Source organism: Candidatus Neomarinimicrobiota bacterium, assembly GCA_016784545.1.
Taxonomy (GTDB): Bacteria; Fidelibacterota; UBA8477; order UBA8477; family JABMPR01; genus JABMPR01.
This window is the reverse complement of the sequence record JADHUM010000073.1, coordinates 1-15,789: the sequence shown is the minus strand read 5'-3', so window position 1 is coordinate 15,789 and position 15,789 is coordinate 1. Positions and strand designations below refer to the sequence as shown.

Here is a 15,789-nt window from a genome sequence, read left to right as displayed (position 1 = left end):
CTGCTGCAAAAAGGGTGTTCGGGATACCAGCTTTTGGATATTATGCCTTAGGTGATGGTATTTCGGCCATTCTGACCAGAAATCCTGGACAAATCAACCCGATTTACACCAAGAAACACCGATATCGACAACTTGACCTGATTTTTAACTGATATAACGGGGGAACTTCAATTCACATAACACTTTGTATTTTTAACATGAGGTGTAGTTTTTAAGCCAAATATGAAATTATTTATCGGATTTATCATTCTACTCGCATGCTTAGTTGTCCAGGCACAGGACTCAAGCTATAGCTATGCTGGTTGGGGCAAGCCTGGATCTGCTCAATCGGTCCCCATGAAAGTCTTGAAGGATACATCCTTCACATTGGTGATCCTCAAGGGGGAAAACCCTGTCCTCATCAAACGATTTGATAAGCAGCATGCTCTCCACGAACATATAGAAAATGAATATGATGAGCGCGGTAACCATCGCTCCAGCAAACGTTTTGATGCCATGGGTCGGCTCCGAGAAGAGAGCATCTTCCAAAATGATCCCACAGAAATGGCATTATTTCGAACGATTTTTGGCAATACCTTTGTCCCGGCCAATTCCAACTTTATGATCCGCCGGGAATACAATGAATTTGAACGTGAAACAGGTTATTTCATCGTTGGTGTCATGGGAAGAACACTGGCTTCCCGTGTCACCTTGTATCGGGAGGATAGACGTAAAGATCGTGAAATTCTCCGAGATGACCTTGCTGGCAAAGTGCTCATCGAAAGACGCTACAAATATGTTGATGCTGAAAATCGTACCGTGCTGGAAGAGTATGACGGTTCCGGTAAAATGTTACAGCGGGTGGTGCTCTTTGACCACCATGATATAATCCAGGAATAATGAATAAGGAGGATATATGCAAAGAAGTGTGTTAATGATATTGATCCTGAGTTTCGCCAGTTTCGGTTTCGCCCAGGATGTCTTTGAAGACTCTCTAGTTCTAGTAGATCCCGTTACTGACCTGCTGATGCAGGCAGAGGTAGCACACGATGCCAAGGATTACGAGGCCACCATGAAACTCCTTAAGGCCGCCGAGGAACTCGATGGCCAAAATGAAGAGGTGATATGGAAGATCAGTCGCGGATATTTCGATTTTGCTGATCGTAAACCCAACGATACTGAATACAAAAAGAAGTACATCTATGACGGCAGGACATACGCTGAAAAAGCACTTGCTCTGAATGATAAGAGCGCAGGTGGACATAAATGGTATGCCATTCATCACGGTCAAATTGGTGAAGCCGAGGGTACAGAGCAAAAAATTAAAAACTCCTATGGTATGAGAGATCATACCATGCTGGCCATCAAATATGATCCATCAAATGCAGGGAATTACCACGTCATGGGGCGCTGGCACTATGCCCTGTCAGATTTATCATGGCTTGAACGGCAGGTCGCCAGTATCATTTATGCCACACCACCGGAAGCTTCTTTCGAAGAAGCTCTGGAATTCTTTAAGAAAGCCCATGAGCTGGACAAAAAGGATATTCGCAACATGCTTTACATCGGATACTGTTATGATGAGCTTGATAATGAAAAAGAAGCAGCTGATTGGTTTAATATGGCTATTAATGCAAATGCTACTAGCGAAAGCGATCGTGGTTTGCAAGCAGAGGCAAAAGAAGCTCTCGACGATTTATAAAGATATCCATGAAGAGGGCACTCGATATGAGTGCCCTTCTTTTTTTACTATAAGGAAGTTCCATGATCACCCCTGATCCTATCCGCCCGGGAGCCACTTTTGCAGTAATCTCTCCGGCCTCAGCCCCGAAACCTGAACGACTTGGCCGGGGGCTTGATTATCTCCGCTCAAAAGGCTTCAAAATTAAGGAAGGACCCAACCTCCGCGGTAAGAACAAGTATCTTGCAGGATACGGTCCTGAGCAATTGGCAGATATTCACTGGGCTTTTGAAGATGATGGAATAGATGCCATTATTTGCAGCAGGGGAGGGTATGGTACTCCGCGTTTCCTTGATGATCTGAACTATGAGCTTATTGCCCAACATCCAAAATTTTTTATCGGGTATTCCGATATAACAGCCCTCCAATGCGCTCTGGCCGTGGAAACAGGATTGGTTACAATTTCTGGTGTTATGGCAGCCGTTGAAATGGCGGCTGAGGAAGGGATTGATCCCTATACCGAACAGGTGTTTTGGGATTTAATAAGCAAACCCATGACAGGTCAGGTGCTTAAAAACCCTAGCGATATGCCCCACGCAATTCTATCCCCAGGAAAGGGGGAGGGACCCCTGGTAGGCGGATGTCTTTCCTTATTCAACAATCTCATGGGAACCCCTTATTTTCCAGATGTGTCAGGTGGTATCATGGTTTTGGAAGATATTGGAGAAAACGCACAACATCTGGATCGCATGCTCAGCCAATTCAAGATGGCTGGATTTTTCCATGGAGAAGATCGGATCAATGGACTCATGTTGGGTCAGTTTATTGACACCTGGGAAAATGGCGACGAAGATGATTTTCTTTTAGATGAACTGGTGCGAGATATTATTGGCGATGTCGACTTCCCCATTGTTTCAGGTGTGGCCTACGGTCACGGCATGCGAAAAATGACGCTCCCCTTGGGTGCCCAAGTGAAACTGAATGGCAACGATGGAAGTTTGACACTCTTATGATGATAGAATGGACAGAATGGCTGGGATATGCTGCCTCCGTGGTGGTGGCCGTTTCGCTGACCATGACAAATATACGTCGTTTAAGGTGGATAAATTTGGTTGGAGCCGTAGCATTTACAATTTATGGAGCTATTCTGCAACTCTATCCAATCCTGGTTGTCAACGGCTTTATTGTGGGCGTGAATATCTATTATCTCGTGCGAATTGCCCTGACAAAGGAGCATTTTCATCTGATTCCAATCTCATGGGATACCAGTATATTCCTGCCCCGATTTATCGAATTTTATCTACACGATATCCGCAAGCATTTTCCCAATGTTGTTGTTGAGGAGTTACGACAGTACCGTTCAGTATTTATTACCAGAAATGTGGTTCCTGTCGGGCTTTTTATCTATGAGCGATTGGAGAATGGGATTATTCAGATTCATTTGGATTATGAGATACCCATGTACCGTGATTACGAGAGCGCTCGCTATTTTTTCCGGGAGTTCCGCGAGATGGTCCAGGAAAAAGGATTTCATACTTATCTCGCCTATTGCAATGTGCCTGTTCATCAACGTTATTTGCGACGCATGAAATTCATAGAGGATGCCAAAGAACCGGGTCGCTTTATTCGTGAAATGTAGAATTAACTAACTAGTTCAGGAGAATCACCATGATCCGCAAAATAGTCAGCTTCATTTTGATCCTTAATGCTATTGTCCTCGCTCAAAATCTTCAACTCCATTATGAAGCCTCTGGAGAAAGAGAGTATATTGTCTCGACCCTTGAAATGTTTAAACCAGACCAGTATGGTTCCACCTTCTGGTTTGTAGACATGGAGTACAATGCTCCAGGTATGGGTGGTGTATCGCTTTCATACTGGGAGATTGCCAGAGCATTCACTTTGCCTGTGAGTAACCTTTCTGCCACTATACAGTACAATGATGGCGTGGCTTACTTTGGGTCGCTGGGACAAGTTTGGCTAGTTGGTCTAAACTATTATCTGGATCTCGGTTTTGTGGCTCTCCCTGTGGATGTGCTCTATCGTGCGGCTCAGCATGCAGATTCACCTGATTTTCAACTGACAACAACCTGGTTCATACCCATCATGGATGGCAAAATTGAATTTTCAGGATTTTTGGATTTCTGGTCTCAGGATGAATTTGGTACTGATGAAAAACAGTTTGTGATTCTCAGTGAACCCCAGATCTGGTACAATGCGACGGAGCATCTTTCCGTGGGGACTGAAGTAGAAATCAGTAATAATTTTGTTTTTGGAGCAGATGGTGTTCAAGCACTTCCCACCCTGGGCCTCCGCTGGACTTTTTAACCTACACTAAAATTTAATTTGATAGAATGAGGCTGTCTCGGAACCTGAGGCAGCCTGTTTTCGTCCCCGGCTTCATCAGATTATTGACAATATCAACCAAGCCAGACTTGTTACTCACCTTTTCAAAACAAGGGTGCGACAAATGTTGTTCGCATGCTTTTAAACCAAGGTTAATGGATATCGGCATCTTCGTAGATAACAACAATAATATCAACAGTTACACACCCAAGAATATACCTTTCCACCCCTATACCTCACCACCTCTAACCCCTAACCCCGAACATCTAACCTCTCACCCCTGTTAAGATTAAAAAAAAAGAGACCACCCTTTTAGGACAGTCTCTTTTGATTGCTGGAATGTTTGGTTTAGGAGACTTGTCGCAGTCGTTCGTTGGTAAATAGAATAATATCGTAGGGATCAGAAATACTTGTAGTGGAGGGGATAGAGAAAATCTTGGCATCTTTCCCTGTCTCAAGACTTCCAATTCGAGCAGCTAGTCCCAGAGCTTTGGCTCCATTGAGTGTTGCCATTTTGATTATTTCTTCTGGTTTGAAACCGTATTCAGCAGAAGCAGATCTCATTTCAGCCCGAATATCCATATGCTCTGCAAATGTACCCAGACAAATATTAAAACCTTTTTCCTGTATCAATTGACCAGGGGCTGTACCCAATTCCCATTGGCGATCGAAACGGGGATGAAGGCACATATGGAAAACTTCAGGTCTGGCTTTGAGCAAATCCAATTCTTCCTCTTCCAGCATGATAACCTGACTTAAAATGGTTTCCTTTGCTGCAAAGGCACTATTTATAAAGTACCGCAGGGGTGAGGTGCGTGGTGGTTGCCATCTGTAATCCATATCCGCTTTACCCAGGAGGTATTGATAAATCCGCCCCTGTCCCTTCATGAAAAAGATATCCTCGTCTTTCATAAATGACATGGGTATGGCAGTCCTATCTTCAGATCGAGAAATTTGTCTGAAAACTTCTGGCCCCAGATTAAATAAGAACTCGCCAGCGTGATGAAAGCGAGTTAGATCTGTATTGGTAAAGCGCCCTCGTTTATTCCAGATTTCAAACCCATTGCTATCCCTGAAGCCATGCAGCATTTCAAAAACGACTGAATAGAGTCCAGAATGCTCGAGGTGCTGGCTGATTTCAGGGTGTCTCGTACGGATACCAATGGCAGCTGTCCCATAATCATAGCCACGTTTGATGGCGCTGAGAAGTTCACTCTCAACTTCAAGTTTGGAGCTAAGTCTGGATGCATTTTTTCCTGAGTGAAGCCAATTTAAAAAAGATCCTCGAGGGGTTGTCTGTGGATCAGCAACAGGGTAGTCTGGATGGAACAGAGCATTCACCAGAGCGGGGCAAACCACGGAATGACCGAGATTTTGAACGCTTTTTTTATCGCCGGTGAAATCGCTTTGTTTTCCAATCGCTGTAATTTTCCCCTCAGCGACGGATATATATCCATCTCGGATTGGTTCAGAGACAATTGGGAGTATCCATTCAGAAAAAAATATGCGTTCTATCATGCCACAATGTAATTAGGAATTATGAATTACGAATTAGGTTTTGAAAATGAGTCTCAGCTTGTGCGCTTTTTGTCTATATTGTCATCCATGACTGAGAAAATATCCGAACACCGAAAAAATATTGATGATCTCGATTTAGAGATTTTAAAACTGATCCAGGACAGAATTGATCAGGCTATTATTATTCGAGGTTTAAAAACGGAACAGGACATCCCACTTTTCACCCCGGAGCGAGAAAAAGATTTGATAAATCGTCTCATTGATAAATCAGCAGGACGGCTCCCAGCTGAAGTTGTGGAAGATATCTGGAAAACCATCATCAAGGGTGGAAAGCGAACGGGGGACATTCAATAATCTTAGCATTACTTGCGAAAGTTCGCTATTGTGGCATAAGAATTGAACCTTTTTTGGCAAACAAAATTTATTTATAACCCGTCATAAGGAGTTACACATGAGTAGAAAAAAAATATCACTTATCGGTGGTGGACAGATTGGTCAGATTCTGGCTCTTATCTCTGCCCAGAAACAATTGGGTGATGTGGTTCTTTTAGATATCCCTGACTTTGAGGGACCGGTCAAGGGCAAAGCCCTGGACCTCATGGAAATGCGCCCGCTTGAAGGATATGATGTCAATATTACTGGAACCAGTGACTATGCTGAGATTGCTGATTCTGATGTAGTAATCATCACTGCAGGTGTACCTCGTAAACCAGGCATGTCCAGAGATGATTTATTGGGTATTAATCTCAAAATCATTTCCAATGTCGCTGAGAATGTAAAAAAATATGCCCCCAACGCCTTTGTGATCGTGGTCTCCAACCCATTGGATGCCATTGTATATGCATTTTATAAAGTTTCTGGTTTTGCGAAGAATAAGATCATCGGAATGGCCGGGGCTCTGGATTCTTCACGCTTCAAGGCCTTTATCGCAATGGAGACGGGCTATTCAACCCAGGACGTTTCCTGTCTTGTCCTTGGTGGACATGGAGACACCATGGTTCCCCTGACCCGCCTGGCCACAGTAGGTGGTGTACCAGTAACTGAATTGTTGGATGCCGAAACATTGGAAGCCATCGAAAAACGGACCAGGATGGCTGGCGGTGAAATTGTGAAGCTGTTGGGCAATGGCTCAGCCTTTTTTAGCCCCGCCCAGTCCGCCATAGAAATGGCCGAAGCTTATTTATTGGATAAAAAGCGTGTCATCCCCAGCGCTGCATTGTGTGAGGGTGAATACGACATTGATGGTTTATTTATCGGAGTTCCCTGTGTTATTGGCGCAGGCGGTATCGAAAAAATTATCGAAGTCAAACTTAATGATGATGAAAAAGCAGCGCTTAAAGTCACTGCATCTCATGTTTCAAGTGTGGTTGCTGAAACCAAACTCTAGATATCTGACTATACGGGAAAAGGGAGTGCAGAGCCACTCCCTTTTCCATTTATATGCCCGGGTGTCCTTCCTTCTGGTCTTCTTGAGCTTCTCAGGGTGTGATACCAATTTTGTTCCTCAGATTAATAGAATATTAAGTCCACAAGCCCAGGCCCTTATTGATAGTGCCTTTGCTCCTTTTGGGGCTGATACACTTGTGGACCATCATGTCCATATCCTGGGTCTTGGGAATACGCCAAGTGGTATAGAAGTGCATCCAGATACCCGATCATATTTGCACCCCTTTAAGCTGACTCGATTCAAATACTTCATGGATGCCGGCAGTGTCACCGACGAAGCGTTTGCTGATGAACAATATCTGGAATATCTCCTGGCCCAGATCGAAAAAACCCCTGGTGAATTTCGAGTCAACGGCTTGGCTTTAGATCGTTTCTACAAGGAAAATGGAGATCCCGATCCAGAAAACTATGAGATTTATGTCCCTAATGAATATGTCGTGGGGCTGGGGAAACAGTACCCCGATAAAATTATCCCTGTTATATCAGTGCACCCTTACAGACTGGATGCTGTGGCTGAACTGGAGAGGTGGGCATCTCAAGGGATTCGGGTTGTCAAATGGTTGCCTAACGTGCAGGGAATAGATCCATCATCCCCCCTTTGTGATCGATTTTATACAGCATTGAGTCGGCTGGATATGGTGCTATTGAGCCACTCAGGAACAGAGCTCGCACTGGACTCTCACGGGAGACAGCATCTTGGTAATCCTCTATTATTGCGTCGAGCACTTGACGCCCAAGTGAAAGTCATCGTCTGTCATTGTGGAACTTCTGGGACGTCACAGGATCTGGATGATCCCCTGCTTCCTGAAATGGACAATTTCTCACTCTTTTTGCGCCTGTTTGATGACCCCGGCTATGATGGACTACTCTTTGCTGATATTTCCGGGATGACCCTGGTCAACCAAGTGGGAAATTCTTTAAAGGAAATTTTAGCACGCAAAGATTTGCATTCCAGACTTTTTTATGGAAGTGACTATCCCTTACCTGCAGTCAATATTCTAAATCAGAACTATGCACTTAGTTTGTTGGGATATATTGATGAAGAAATTGTGCAGGAGTTGGATGAGATCCAGGAAGTTAATCCACTTCTCTACAGTTTTGTGCTGATGAGATCCTTAAAACATCCTGATAGCGGTGCCCAGATCTCCGAGGATCTGTTCAGGAATAGAATTCCATAGTTTAATTCCCCACCACCTTGATACGAATTTTTCTTTCGCGAGGTCCGTCAAATTCACAAAAATAGATCCCCTGCCAGGTCCCCAGCTGTAAACGACCTTTCTCCACAATAATTTGTGTGGAATTGCCCATGAGAGAAGCCTTCATGTGGGCTGCAGTATTCCCCTCGGTGTGTTTATAGTCGGGGTGTTTCCAGGGCATGAGGCGATCAAGGATGTTTAACATATCTGTTGTTACATCTGGGTCAGCATTTTCATTTATGGTGATCCCTGCCGTGGTATGGGATACAAACACGGTTAGAATACCAGATTTAACGCCACTTTCTGCAAGTGCTTGCATAACCAATGAAGTTATGTTCAGAAATTGGCTGTGTTTGGATGTGGATAGCGTTTTCGTTATCATATTAAGTTCCCCTATTGAGCTCAGCTATTTTCTTTAAATTCAAAAATCATTATTCCACCAAAAAACGGGCCTTCCTTTGGGAAGTAGTACTTCAGAAAATCCAATTTTACCGTTTCGCCGGCACTTTGAGAAGCATGAACAAGATGTTTTCCATCGATGATCATCCCTTCATGACCCATGACGATACCCATTTTGAAATATGTGGGTTTTACAAAAGTTACACCGACGATTGTGGGCAACTTTGCCATGAGTTCTGTGGTAATCTCATGGTTGGGTATGTAGTAAGCTGTCATATTGCGATTCCAGCCCAGATCGAGAAATTCTTCACCGTCATCCTTCTTATTTAAAGTAATATTTACCGAATCCAGTGTCGCTTTGGGGAGCAGAGTCTGGGTTATATCCACAGTATTTGGATTCAGGGTGATTCGATCAAGGGTATAATGCCATCTTGATCTGTAGGTGGGCCGCTTGACACCATTGGAATCAGCTTTATAGTGGATCTGGACCATGTTGTCACGCGCTTCTTCCCAGCTTGAACTTTTTGCTGCAGCCAGGGAGGTAAGATTGTGACCTGTGCAATCTGAAACATCATATCGTATAATAGGGTCGATATCTGGCTCTACCTCTTCACCCAATTTAAAAATTTCATAAGGTGTACCGACGCGCCATAAGGCAATATATTTAAGGCGGTTCTGGAAATCAGGAAAGCGTTGTTGGAACTGAGGGAGGGTTTCATTCATCTGTGCCTGGGTCAATGTCCAGGGTGAGGGCAATGTGGCCAACCATTCTTCATTGGTGAGGTTTTCCTGACAACTCATCATGCTGAAGAGCATGCTTACCATAAGCAGTGATTTAATGAGTCTCATTCATTTTCTCCTTTTTTGGTGCATCAATACCGAAAAGCATCAATTTCTCACCATCATTTGGCAGCTCTATCAATTTTTTGTAGCGCAACCCTAATTTCTTTAACAAATGAAGCGATCGTCGATTGTCTCTCGTTACAATGGCTTCGATATGGTCCAATTTATGAATTTCAAACCCATATTTTAGTATGGCCCGGGCTGATTCATAGGCATACCCATGCCCCTCATACTGCTCGAGGAGTGAATAACCAATATCTGCATGTTCCATGCCATTCCGGTAAGTTAGCCCACAATTGCCAATTCTGACATGGTCATCCAGTCGCTCAATGATATAAAAACCGAACCCCAGAGCATCATAGTTCGGCAAAACACTTGATTCCAGATAATCCCTGGCTTTTTCAAGGGTGTCAACATCTCGACTACCGATGTACTTAACCCATTTCGGGCTATTGAGCAATTCGAGTATAAAGTCGTCATCGTCCAGAGTCATCCTACGCAACAAAAGGCGTTCGGTCTTTAAAATGATCATCTGCTAAACGAGGGTAGATGTGGCAAAATTGATGAAACTGCCATAGAGGCATTACCAGTCAATCAATATCTGGTCATAGTAGTCACGATGATCCTCATCGGCTCTGCTTAGCCGCTGCAAGTAGGAGACTTCACCGACTTCATGTAGAAAGCCCGCTAATTCCTTATGTTTGGCATTCAGAAAATTCTTGGTAAAAATGCGGGAATCCTGCAGTTTGATACTGGTCTCTAAATTTCTCATTAATTCAGCCAGGGTTGCGCGGGCTTCATCTTTGTTTCCAGAGTCCCATTGATCTATGGATTCATAGTAGGCAAATTTCATCTTCCTGAAATTCTGGCTCCGACTCAACTTTTCGATGTCTTCCATGCGATCTTTCCAGCCAAGTGAAAAAGAATCATTGGAGCCATTGCGGGCAACCTGGCGCGCCTCTGTATAAAGTTGACTACCACCAAACTGACTCCAGGTGTCAAGGTCTCCACCCAATATCGTCAGAACCCAGTAGTCCAAAAAGGAGGTTAGGGAATTAAAACTCCTGGATCGTAAAAGGGCATCCCCTGGATTAAAAGTGAACTGCCAGCTTTTATCGAAATACTTTTGATCGTCTCCATTTCCCCAAAAAGCTTTACCTGTATAAATCTTCTGTGAGCCTGACTCAAGGTAGCTGTCCAGATAAATCGTTGCCTGAATGGTAAAATCAGTTGGTAAATCTTCAAAAGTCCATTCAGTGCTTTCAATGTAATAGGCGATATCAGTTGCAAGTTGGGAGACAGCCTGTCGCGGAACGTCATCAAGATTTTTTACATCAAGCTTAATTTCCGCATTTATCCCCTGTGCAGATAGCGATAGTGCCCATAATAAGAGCATGCTTATATATTTATTCATATGTTTGTAAATATAAAAACTAGAGATTTGTTTCCAAATCAATTGGAAAATTAAGATATCTTTCCAGATAGAATAAAGTAGCAACAAATTGACACACTATGAAAAATTAACTAGATTGATGGTCATTCTATGTTGGGTTTGTGTTGAAACCTGAACTAGTAACTAATACATAGTGGAGTCACCTTGATTATCAAAGTACTGGTCAGATTACTAACTGCGAGTCTCTTCATATTCATGGTCTCAGGACTTTTCGCTGAAGAATCCGCTGAAATTGACAGTCTAAAAAAAATACTTCGCAGCACTACTGAAGGTGAGACTGTTGATTTAATGAATCAACTTTCAGAAGCACATGCCGGTAAGGAATGGGACAAGAGCCAGCGCTATGCCAACCTGGCTTTAGATTTAGCCATTTCTTTACAAGACCAATATGGTCAGGCCGTTGCACATACCAATCTGACACTCTATTATATTGAGCAGGCAAATTATCGGGATGCCCTCGATCATGCCATGCTAGCCCTTAACATTTTTGAATCCCTTTCTGATGATTATCAGCTCGCTATAACACTGAGGACGATTGGTCGAACCTACAGTCTGCTTAATCAAAGCGACCAAAGTCTGGACTACTTTTTAAGAGCCCTCATGATATTTGAAGATATCGGTAAAGAGGTAGAAGTCGCCGCGACCGTAATGATGATAGGTGATGTTTTTTCCCAGTGGGGCCAGACAGAAAAAGCACTCCGGTTTTTCGAACGCTCCCTTGCAATACACGAGAATTTAGGTGATCACGAAGGTGTTCTCCGCAGCGAGAACAAGCTTGCTCAAACCTTAATGATTTTAAGGCGCTTTGAAGAAGCACAGACCCATCTTGAACGTGCCCTGAGAATCGCTGATGAAAATAATGCCTTCACCCTACTCGCAAACCTTTATACCAGTTTAGGCGAACTACACTACCATCAATTCCAGCTCAGCACAGCTCAAAAATATTTTCTTGATGCTCTGGAAATGAAACGAACCATTGGGAATCAGGGTGACATTGCAGTTGCTTTAAGTGATGTGGCCAGAGTTTATCAGGAATCCGGTGACACCCCCAAGGGAATCTTTTATTACGAACAGGGTCAGGAACTGGCTGAAGCCGCTGGTGAATATGCCATATCAGCAGAGATATATCTGCAGATGGGTGAACTGTACATGCAGGAGGCGGATCAAACCAAGGCTATTCAATCCCTGTTGGCAGGTTTAGAAATTGCAGAACAAATTCAGGATTTTCTCACCATCGAGAGAGCAAATCATCTACTGACTGTGGCTTATTCAAGGTTTGGACAAGCTGGGAAGGCTCTGGTGTATCAGAAGGCCCTTCAGCTGACCCGAGATGAGATCAATCGGCAACAGAGCAACCGTCGTGTTGCTGAGCTTGAAATTCGCTACGAACTGGATAAACGTGATAGGGAACTGGATGAACTTAAAGGTGAAGCCTTTATAAAAGAAATTGAATACCAGAGAACCTTTACAGTAATGTGGGTCGTCTTTGGATTTTCATTTGCCATTCTGGCTCTCTTTCTGGGATTCGTTTTCTACCGTAGCCGACTTATCAGGAAGGCAGAGCAAGAAAAAATGGAGCAAGCCTTACGGATCAAGGCTGATTTTACTGCCATGCTGGTTCACGACCTGAAAAGCCCGCTGACATCAGTGTTCGGGTTTGCTGAATTGTTAAAAATGGGTGAAAAACCCTATGACCGTATCAAAGAAATTGCCATAACCATTCGTAAAACCAGTCAAAAAATGCTTCAACTCGTGAACGAGATGCTCGATCTGTCCAAATTTGAAGCTGGTAAAATGGTACTAAATAAAACTGAGACACCCCTGAAACCCATCATCAATACATCAATCGAAATGCTGGGACCAGTTGCCGACCAGAATGAAACTGAAGTCACCTTTTCCGCACCAGATGGACTGCCATCCTGTCACTGTGATGCGTTGAAAATTGAACAGGTCATCACAAATTTTATTGGAAATGCCATCGAGCATACACCCAAAGGGACCAAAATTAATGTGAAGCTTGAGGAAATAATGAAGGGCGGCGAAGCGTTTCTTTATTTCACTGTTACGGATAATGGACCAGGTGTTGATAAAGATCAGCAGGATAAAATATTCGATAAATATGCCCAGTTGACTTCTCGCAAAACTGCCAAGGGTCTCGGATCAGGTCTGGGGTTGGCTGTTTCGCAAATGACCATTGAGCAACACGGTGGGAAAGTGGGCTATAAAGATGCAGAGCCTGTGGGTAGTATATTTTATTTTACGATTCCCTGTAAGAATCAGGATATTCCCAAAGTTCAACCCTCAAATAATATTCAAGCCCAAGCCTGAGTTTAATTCAGATCAAAAATGTCTCATTCTCTATCTGAGTATGGACCGCTAACCCATAAACCCCGTGGGTATGGGTTTAGTGAAAAGGGCTATGTACTCGAGATTTACGAACCACTTTCAGACTCACCACAAATATTAATTATGGGCTCCATCCATGGAGATGAATCACTTTCCACTGTACTCCTTTCAGAAAGCCTCCGTTCACTTCAAGCTCATGAATTAAAATCATCAATCATTCTTGCCGCCAATCCTGATGGTGTATTGGCAGGTACCCGCTGTAATTCCCGGGGCGTTGATCTTAACAGGAATTACCCCACCAACAATTGGTCCCCAGATCCGGTTTATTACCGCAATCGTCCAGGTACTTCTCAAAATATTGCACTGAGCCCAGGAGACGTAGCTGGGTCAGAGACCGAGACCAAAGCGCTTATAAAACTGATCCAAGATACAAAGCCTAAACTTATTGTTTCAATTCATGGCTTTCTTGGTTGTATCGATGACCCTCATGCCTCACCCATAGCGAAAGATATTGCCCTGCGCAGTGGTTTGGAGTTGGTGCCAGATGTTGGCTATGCCACACCGGGTTCTTTTGGATCCTGGTGCAAAGAACAGGATATCCCAATCATCACTTATGAACTTCCCTCTCAGGACATCACTGAGATGAAACATGTTCATACCCCCATATTAAAAGACCTGTGCACCGGTCATTATCATAAAATGCTTGTTTGATTTATTATGCGCTGGATGATTACAGATTCAGGACTGGGAGGTTTATCCGTCTGTGCTGGATTGGAGCAGTCCTTGTCTCAGAAAAATATGGGCCAGGGGATAGAGTTGCTGTATGTCAATGCAACACCAGATGACCGTATCGGCTATAACTCGCTCAACACGCAAAAGGAGCGGATTGATCTATTTGATCAATTTTTAAATGCAGCATATCATCGATATTCACCAGATGAGATCGCTATCGCCTGCAATACCTTAAGTGTTATCTATAATGAAACCAATTTTGCCTCCATGGAAAAAGTTAAGGTCACGGGGATTGTCGATGCCGGTGTATCATTGATCAATGCCCATATGCTTAAACATCCCGATCACTCCCTGATCATTTTTGCCACAGAAACCACAACAGAGGCAGGCACCTATCCTCGACTTATCTCAGCAAATCCCGCTGCTGTATCAGCCCAGGAATGTCCAGAACTGGCCCATGCTATTTCCAATGATGCCAGTGGGGAAGCCTGTAGAAATTTATTAGACGGTTATGTGGATGAGGCCTTGCAGCGCTTTGAGGTCCAACCTGAAAATGTTTTTGCTTTCCTGGGATGCACCCATTACGGCTACCAGGTGGATAGTTTCAAGACTTTATTGTGGGACAAGGGCTGTTCAAGTAAGATACTGAACCCCAATGATAAACTTGTTGAGCAGCTTGTCTTAAATAGTCAGATGGCACAACCATCAGAAAACACCACTCTCTGTATCAAATTTGTGAGTCGATATGCCATTCCCCAGGCTGAGATAAAGTCAATGGAACGCTATCTTAAAGATACGGCGCCATTAACTCTGGCGGCTTTGCATAATCAGATTGTTGTCCCCGATTTGTTTACCCTTAATTAATTACTCCTCTAAAAATTTTAATTCGCTTATATCACGATGATATGCTGGCATATCATTATGATGATTTTCAGGCCTGTTCTCAGCACAATATCACACTGGAATATCAATTTTATAATCAATAGTAACAGGTATTTATGCAGATGGGTATATTGAGTGGCACAGCACTTGGTTATATCAAACCACCATGATGAATGATTTAGCCATATTAAAACAAATGACCTGGGAGAAGAGACTTATGAAACATGCTGCTTTAGTAGCCTTAGCAACTGTCATGTTAGCTTGCAACGCATCTTCAGACACTCATATCAATAAAAGCATTAAAGTTGGCGATGGAGAACACAGGAAGGGCAGTTTACGCTCTGTAAATGGTACCATAACTGTTGGCAATGAAGCTATTGTTGAAGGAAACTGCACCACGGTGAATGGTGAAATCAATATAGGTGAGAACAGTGTAGTCGGTGAAGTCTCCTGTGTAAATGGAAGCATAAGCTTGGATCGTAACTCAAAGGCTAGTGAGGTCTCTTGTGTAAATGGCTCTATTCTGCTTGGTGGAGAAGTAAAAGTTGATGGTGATGTTTCAACTGTAAATGGGCAAATTCGCTGTAAAAGTGAAGTCCATATTACCGGCGATCTGGAAACTGTAAATGGTGACATGAAGGTTACTCAAACCATCATCACTGGAAATTTGAGCACGGTGAACGGAGATGTATCTCTCCACGAGAAGAGCACTGTCCGTGGAGATATCATCATTGATAGAGACAATAAGAAACCAAATTATAAAAAGCATAAAGAATTGGTCATTACCATTGATGGAAAGTCAAAGGTAAAAGGCAATATAGAAGTTAGAGGCGATGAACCGAATGTAACGGTGATCCTCGCAGGTGGCGGCGAAGTCCTGGGAGAAATCATCAACGCTGAGGTCGTCCGCAAATAACAGACCCCCAAAGTGGGTGTCATACAATGAAGGGTCTTCGGGCCCTTTGTTGTTT

The 15,789-nt window shown here is 43.5% G+C and carries 17 protein-coding genes; 12 read left to right on the top strand and 5 right to left on the bottom strand.

The features are described 5' to 3' along the window. The first annotated feature begins 222 nt into the window (after nucleotides 1–222). From ISR87_14155 to ISR87_14135, 5 genes are all read left to right on the top strand, one after another. Nucleotides 223–879 (top strand): hypothetical protein, encoded by a 657-nt coding sequence (locus ISR87_14155; protein ID MBL7026582.1) that lies wholly within the window; start codon nucleotides 223–225, stop codon nucleotides 877–879. A 16-nt stretch (nucleotides 880–895) separates the two neighbouring features. Further along, nucleotides 896–1,681 carry a hypothetical protein gene (locus ISR87_14150; protein ID MBL7026581.1) on the top strand — a complete coding sequence of 262 codons (786 nt, stop codon included), beginning with the start codon at nucleotides 896–898 and terminating at the stop codon, nucleotides 1,679–1,681. A gap of 62 nt (nucleotides 1,682–1,743) precedes the next feature. Then, nucleotides 1,744–2,673: an LD-carboxypeptidase gene (locus ISR87_14145; protein MBL7026580.1), complete on the top strand. Its 930-nt coding sequence runs from the start codon at nucleotides 1,744–1,746 to the stop codon at nucleotides 2,671–2,673. Further along, the gene (locus ISR87_14140; protein ID MBL7026579.1) at nucleotides 2,670–3,299 is read left to right on the top strand and encodes a YgjV family protein; all 630 of its coding nucleotides are present in this window, start codon (nucleotides 2,670–2,672) and stop codon (nucleotides 3,297–3,299) included. The genes ISR87_14145 and ISR87_14140 overlap by 4 nt, the downstream gene beginning before the upstream one ends. Nucleotides 3,300–3,328: 29 nt before the next feature. Next, entirely contained in the window at nucleotides 3,329–3,985 is a 657-nt protein-coding gene (locus tag ISR87_14135; protein ID MBL7026578.1) for a DUF5020 family protein, read from the top strand. A 366-nt stretch (nucleotides 3,986–4,351) separates the two neighbouring features. On the opposite strand, the gene ISR87_14130 is transcribed toward ISR87_14135, so the two are convergent. After that, on the bottom strand, nucleotides 4,352–5,521 hold the full coding sequence (locus ISR87_14130) for an amidohydrolase family protein (protein MBL7026577.1): 1,170 nt from the start codon (nucleotides 5,519–5,521) through the stop codon (nucleotides 4,352–4,354). 21 nt (nucleotides 5,522–5,542) lie between these two features. Here ISR87_14130 and ISR87_14125 point away from each other — a divergent pair, with 21 nt between their 5' ends. From ISR87_14125 to ISR87_14115, 3 genes are all read left to right on the top strand, one after another. After that, nucleotides 5,543–5,875, top strand: a complete 333-nt coding sequence (locus ISR87_14125; protein MBL7026576.1) for a chorismate mutase — start codon at nucleotides 5,543–5,545, stop codon at nucleotides 5,873–5,875. Between the two features lie 97 nt (nucleotides 5,876–5,972). Further along, on the top strand, nucleotides 5,973–6,908 hold the full coding sequence (gene mdh / locus ISR87_14120) for a malate dehydrogenase (protein ID MBL7026575.1): 936 nt from the start codon (nucleotides 5,973–5,975) through the stop codon (nucleotides 6,906–6,908). Nucleotides 6,909–6,933: 25 nt separating this feature from the next. Next, entirely contained in the window at nucleotides 6,934–8,145 is a 1,212-nt protein-coding gene (locus ISR87_14115) for an amidohydrolase family protein (GenBank protein ID MBL7026574.1), read from the top strand. Between the two features lies 1 nt (nucleotide 8,146). On the opposite strand, the gene ISR87_14110 is transcribed toward ISR87_14115, so the two are convergent. Genes ISR87_14110 through ISR87_14095 form a run of 4 tightly spaced genes read right to left on the bottom strand, consistent with a single transcriptional unit; the run spans nucleotide 8,147 to nucleotide 10,801 of the window. Continuing rightward, entirely contained in the window at nucleotides 8,147–8,545 is a 399-nt protein-coding gene (locus ISR87_14110; GenBank protein ID MBL7026573.1) for a YjbQ family protein, read from the bottom strand. A gap of 20 nt (nucleotides 8,546–8,565) precedes the next feature. Next, nucleotides 8,566–9,411 (bottom strand): DUF1460 domain-containing protein, encoded by an 846-nt coding sequence (locus ISR87_14105; protein ID MBL7026572.1) that lies wholly within the window; start codon nucleotides 9,409–9,411, stop codon nucleotides 8,566–8,568. Further along, the gene (locus ISR87_14100) at nucleotides 9,398–9,937 is read right to left on the bottom strand and encodes a GNAT family N-acetyltransferase (GenBank protein ID MBL7026571.1); all 540 of its coding nucleotides are present in this window, start codon (nucleotides 9,935–9,937) and stop codon (nucleotides 9,398–9,400) included. Before ISR87_14100 ends, ISR87_14105 begins: the two co-directional genes overlap by 14 nt. A gap of 51 nt (nucleotides 9,938–9,988) precedes the next feature. Beyond that, nucleotides 9,989–10,801 carry a DUF4835 family protein gene (locus tag ISR87_14095; GenBank protein ID MBL7026570.1) on the bottom strand — a complete coding sequence of 271 codons (813 nt, stop codon included), beginning with the start codon at nucleotides 10,799–10,801 and terminating at the stop codon, nucleotides 9,989–9,991. 201 nt (nucleotides 10,802–11,002) lie between these two features. Between ISR87_14095 and ISR87_14090 the strand changes: the two genes are divergently transcribed. From ISR87_14090 to ISR87_14075, 4 genes are all read left to right on the top strand, one after another. Further along, the gene (locus tag ISR87_14090) at nucleotides 11,003–13,186 is read left to right on the top strand and encodes a tetratricopeptide repeat protein (GenBank protein ID MBL7026569.1); all 2,184 of its coding nucleotides are present in this window, start codon (nucleotides 11,003–11,005) and stop codon (nucleotides 13,184–13,186) included. Between the two features lie 18 nt (nucleotides 13,187–13,204). Beyond that, nucleotides 13,205–13,915: a murein tripeptide amidase MpaA gene (gene mpaA, locus ISR87_14085; protein ID MBL7026568.1), complete on the top strand. Its 711-nt coding sequence runs from the start codon at nucleotides 13,205–13,207 to the stop codon at nucleotides 13,913–13,915. 6 nt (nucleotides 13,916–13,921) lie between these two features. Then, nucleotides 13,922–14,800 carry an aspartate/glutamate racemase family protein gene (locus ISR87_14080; protein ID MBL7026567.1) on the top strand — a complete coding sequence of 293 codons (879 nt, stop codon included), beginning with the start codon at nucleotides 13,922–13,924 and terminating at the stop codon, nucleotides 14,798–14,800. A gap of 184 nt (nucleotides 14,801–14,984) precedes the next feature. After that, nucleotides 14,985–15,734 (top strand): hypothetical protein, encoded by a 750-nt coding sequence (locus tag ISR87_14075; protein MBL7026566.1) that lies wholly within the window; start codon nucleotides 14,985–14,987, stop codon nucleotides 15,732–15,734. The last annotated feature ends 55 nt before the right edge of the window (nucleotides 15,735–15,789 follow it).

What these genes read in the sequence shown, in the direction of transcription:
- ISR87_14155 (MBL7026582.1), top strand. Translation starts at nt 223, where the DNA reads ATGAAATTATTTATCGGATTTATCATTCTACTCGCATGCTTAGTTGTC.
- ISR87_14150 (MBL7026581.1), top strand. Translation starts at nt 896, where the DNA reads ATGCAAAGAAGTGTGTTAATGATATTGATCCTGAGTTTCGCCAGTTTC.
- ISR87_14145 (MBL7026580.1), top strand. Translation starts at nt 1,744, where the DNA reads ATGATCACCCCTGATCCTATCCGCCCGGGAGCCACTTTTGCAGTAATC.
- ISR87_14140 (MBL7026579.1), top strand. Translation starts at nt 2,670, where the DNA reads ATGATGATAGAATGGACAGAATGGCTGGGATATGCTGCCTCCGTGGTG.
- ISR87_14135 (MBL7026578.1), top strand. Translation starts at nt 3,329, where the DNA reads ATGATCCGCAAAATAGTCAGCTTCATTTTGATCCTTAATGCTATTGTC.
- ISR87_14130 (MBL7026577.1), bottom strand. Translation starts at nt 5,521, where the DNA reads ATGATAGAACGCATATTTTTTTCTGAATGGATACTCCCAATTGTCTCT.
- ISR87_14125 (MBL7026576.1), top strand. Translation starts at nt 5,543, where the DNA reads ATGAATTACGAATTAGGTTTTGAAAATGAGTCTCAGCTTGTGCGCTTT.
- mdh (MBL7026575.1), top strand. Translation starts at nt 5,973, where the DNA reads ATGAGTAGAAAAAAAATATCACTTATCGGTGGTGGACAGATTGGTCAG.
- ISR87_14110 (MBL7026573.1), bottom strand. Translation starts at nt 8,545, where the DNA reads ATGATAACGAAAACGCTATCCACATCCAAACACAGCCAATTTCTGAAC.
- ISR87_14105 (MBL7026572.1), bottom strand. Translation starts at nt 9,411, where the DNA reads ATGAGACTCATTAAATCACTGCTTATGGTAAGCATGCTCTTCAGCATG.
- ISR87_14100 (MBL7026571.1), bottom strand. Translation starts at nt 9,937, where the DNA reads ATGATCATTTTAAAGACCGAACGCCTTTTGTTGCGTAGGATGACTCTG.
- ISR87_14095 (MBL7026570.1), bottom strand. Translation starts at nt 10,801, where the DNA reads ATGCTCTTATTATGGGCACTATCGCTATCTGCACAGGGGATAAATGCG.
- mpaA (MBL7026568.1), top strand. Translation starts at nt 13,205, where the DNA reads ATGTCTCATTCTCTATCTGAGTATGGACCGCTAACCCATAAACCCCGT.
- ISR87_14080 (MBL7026567.1), top strand. Translation starts at nt 13,922, where the DNA reads ATGCGCTGGATGATTACAGATTCAGGACTGGGAGGTTTATCCGTCTGT.
- ISR87_14075 (MBL7026566.1), top strand. Translation starts at nt 14,985, where the DNA reads ATGATGAATGATTTAGCCATATTAAAACAAATGACCTGGGAGAAGAGA.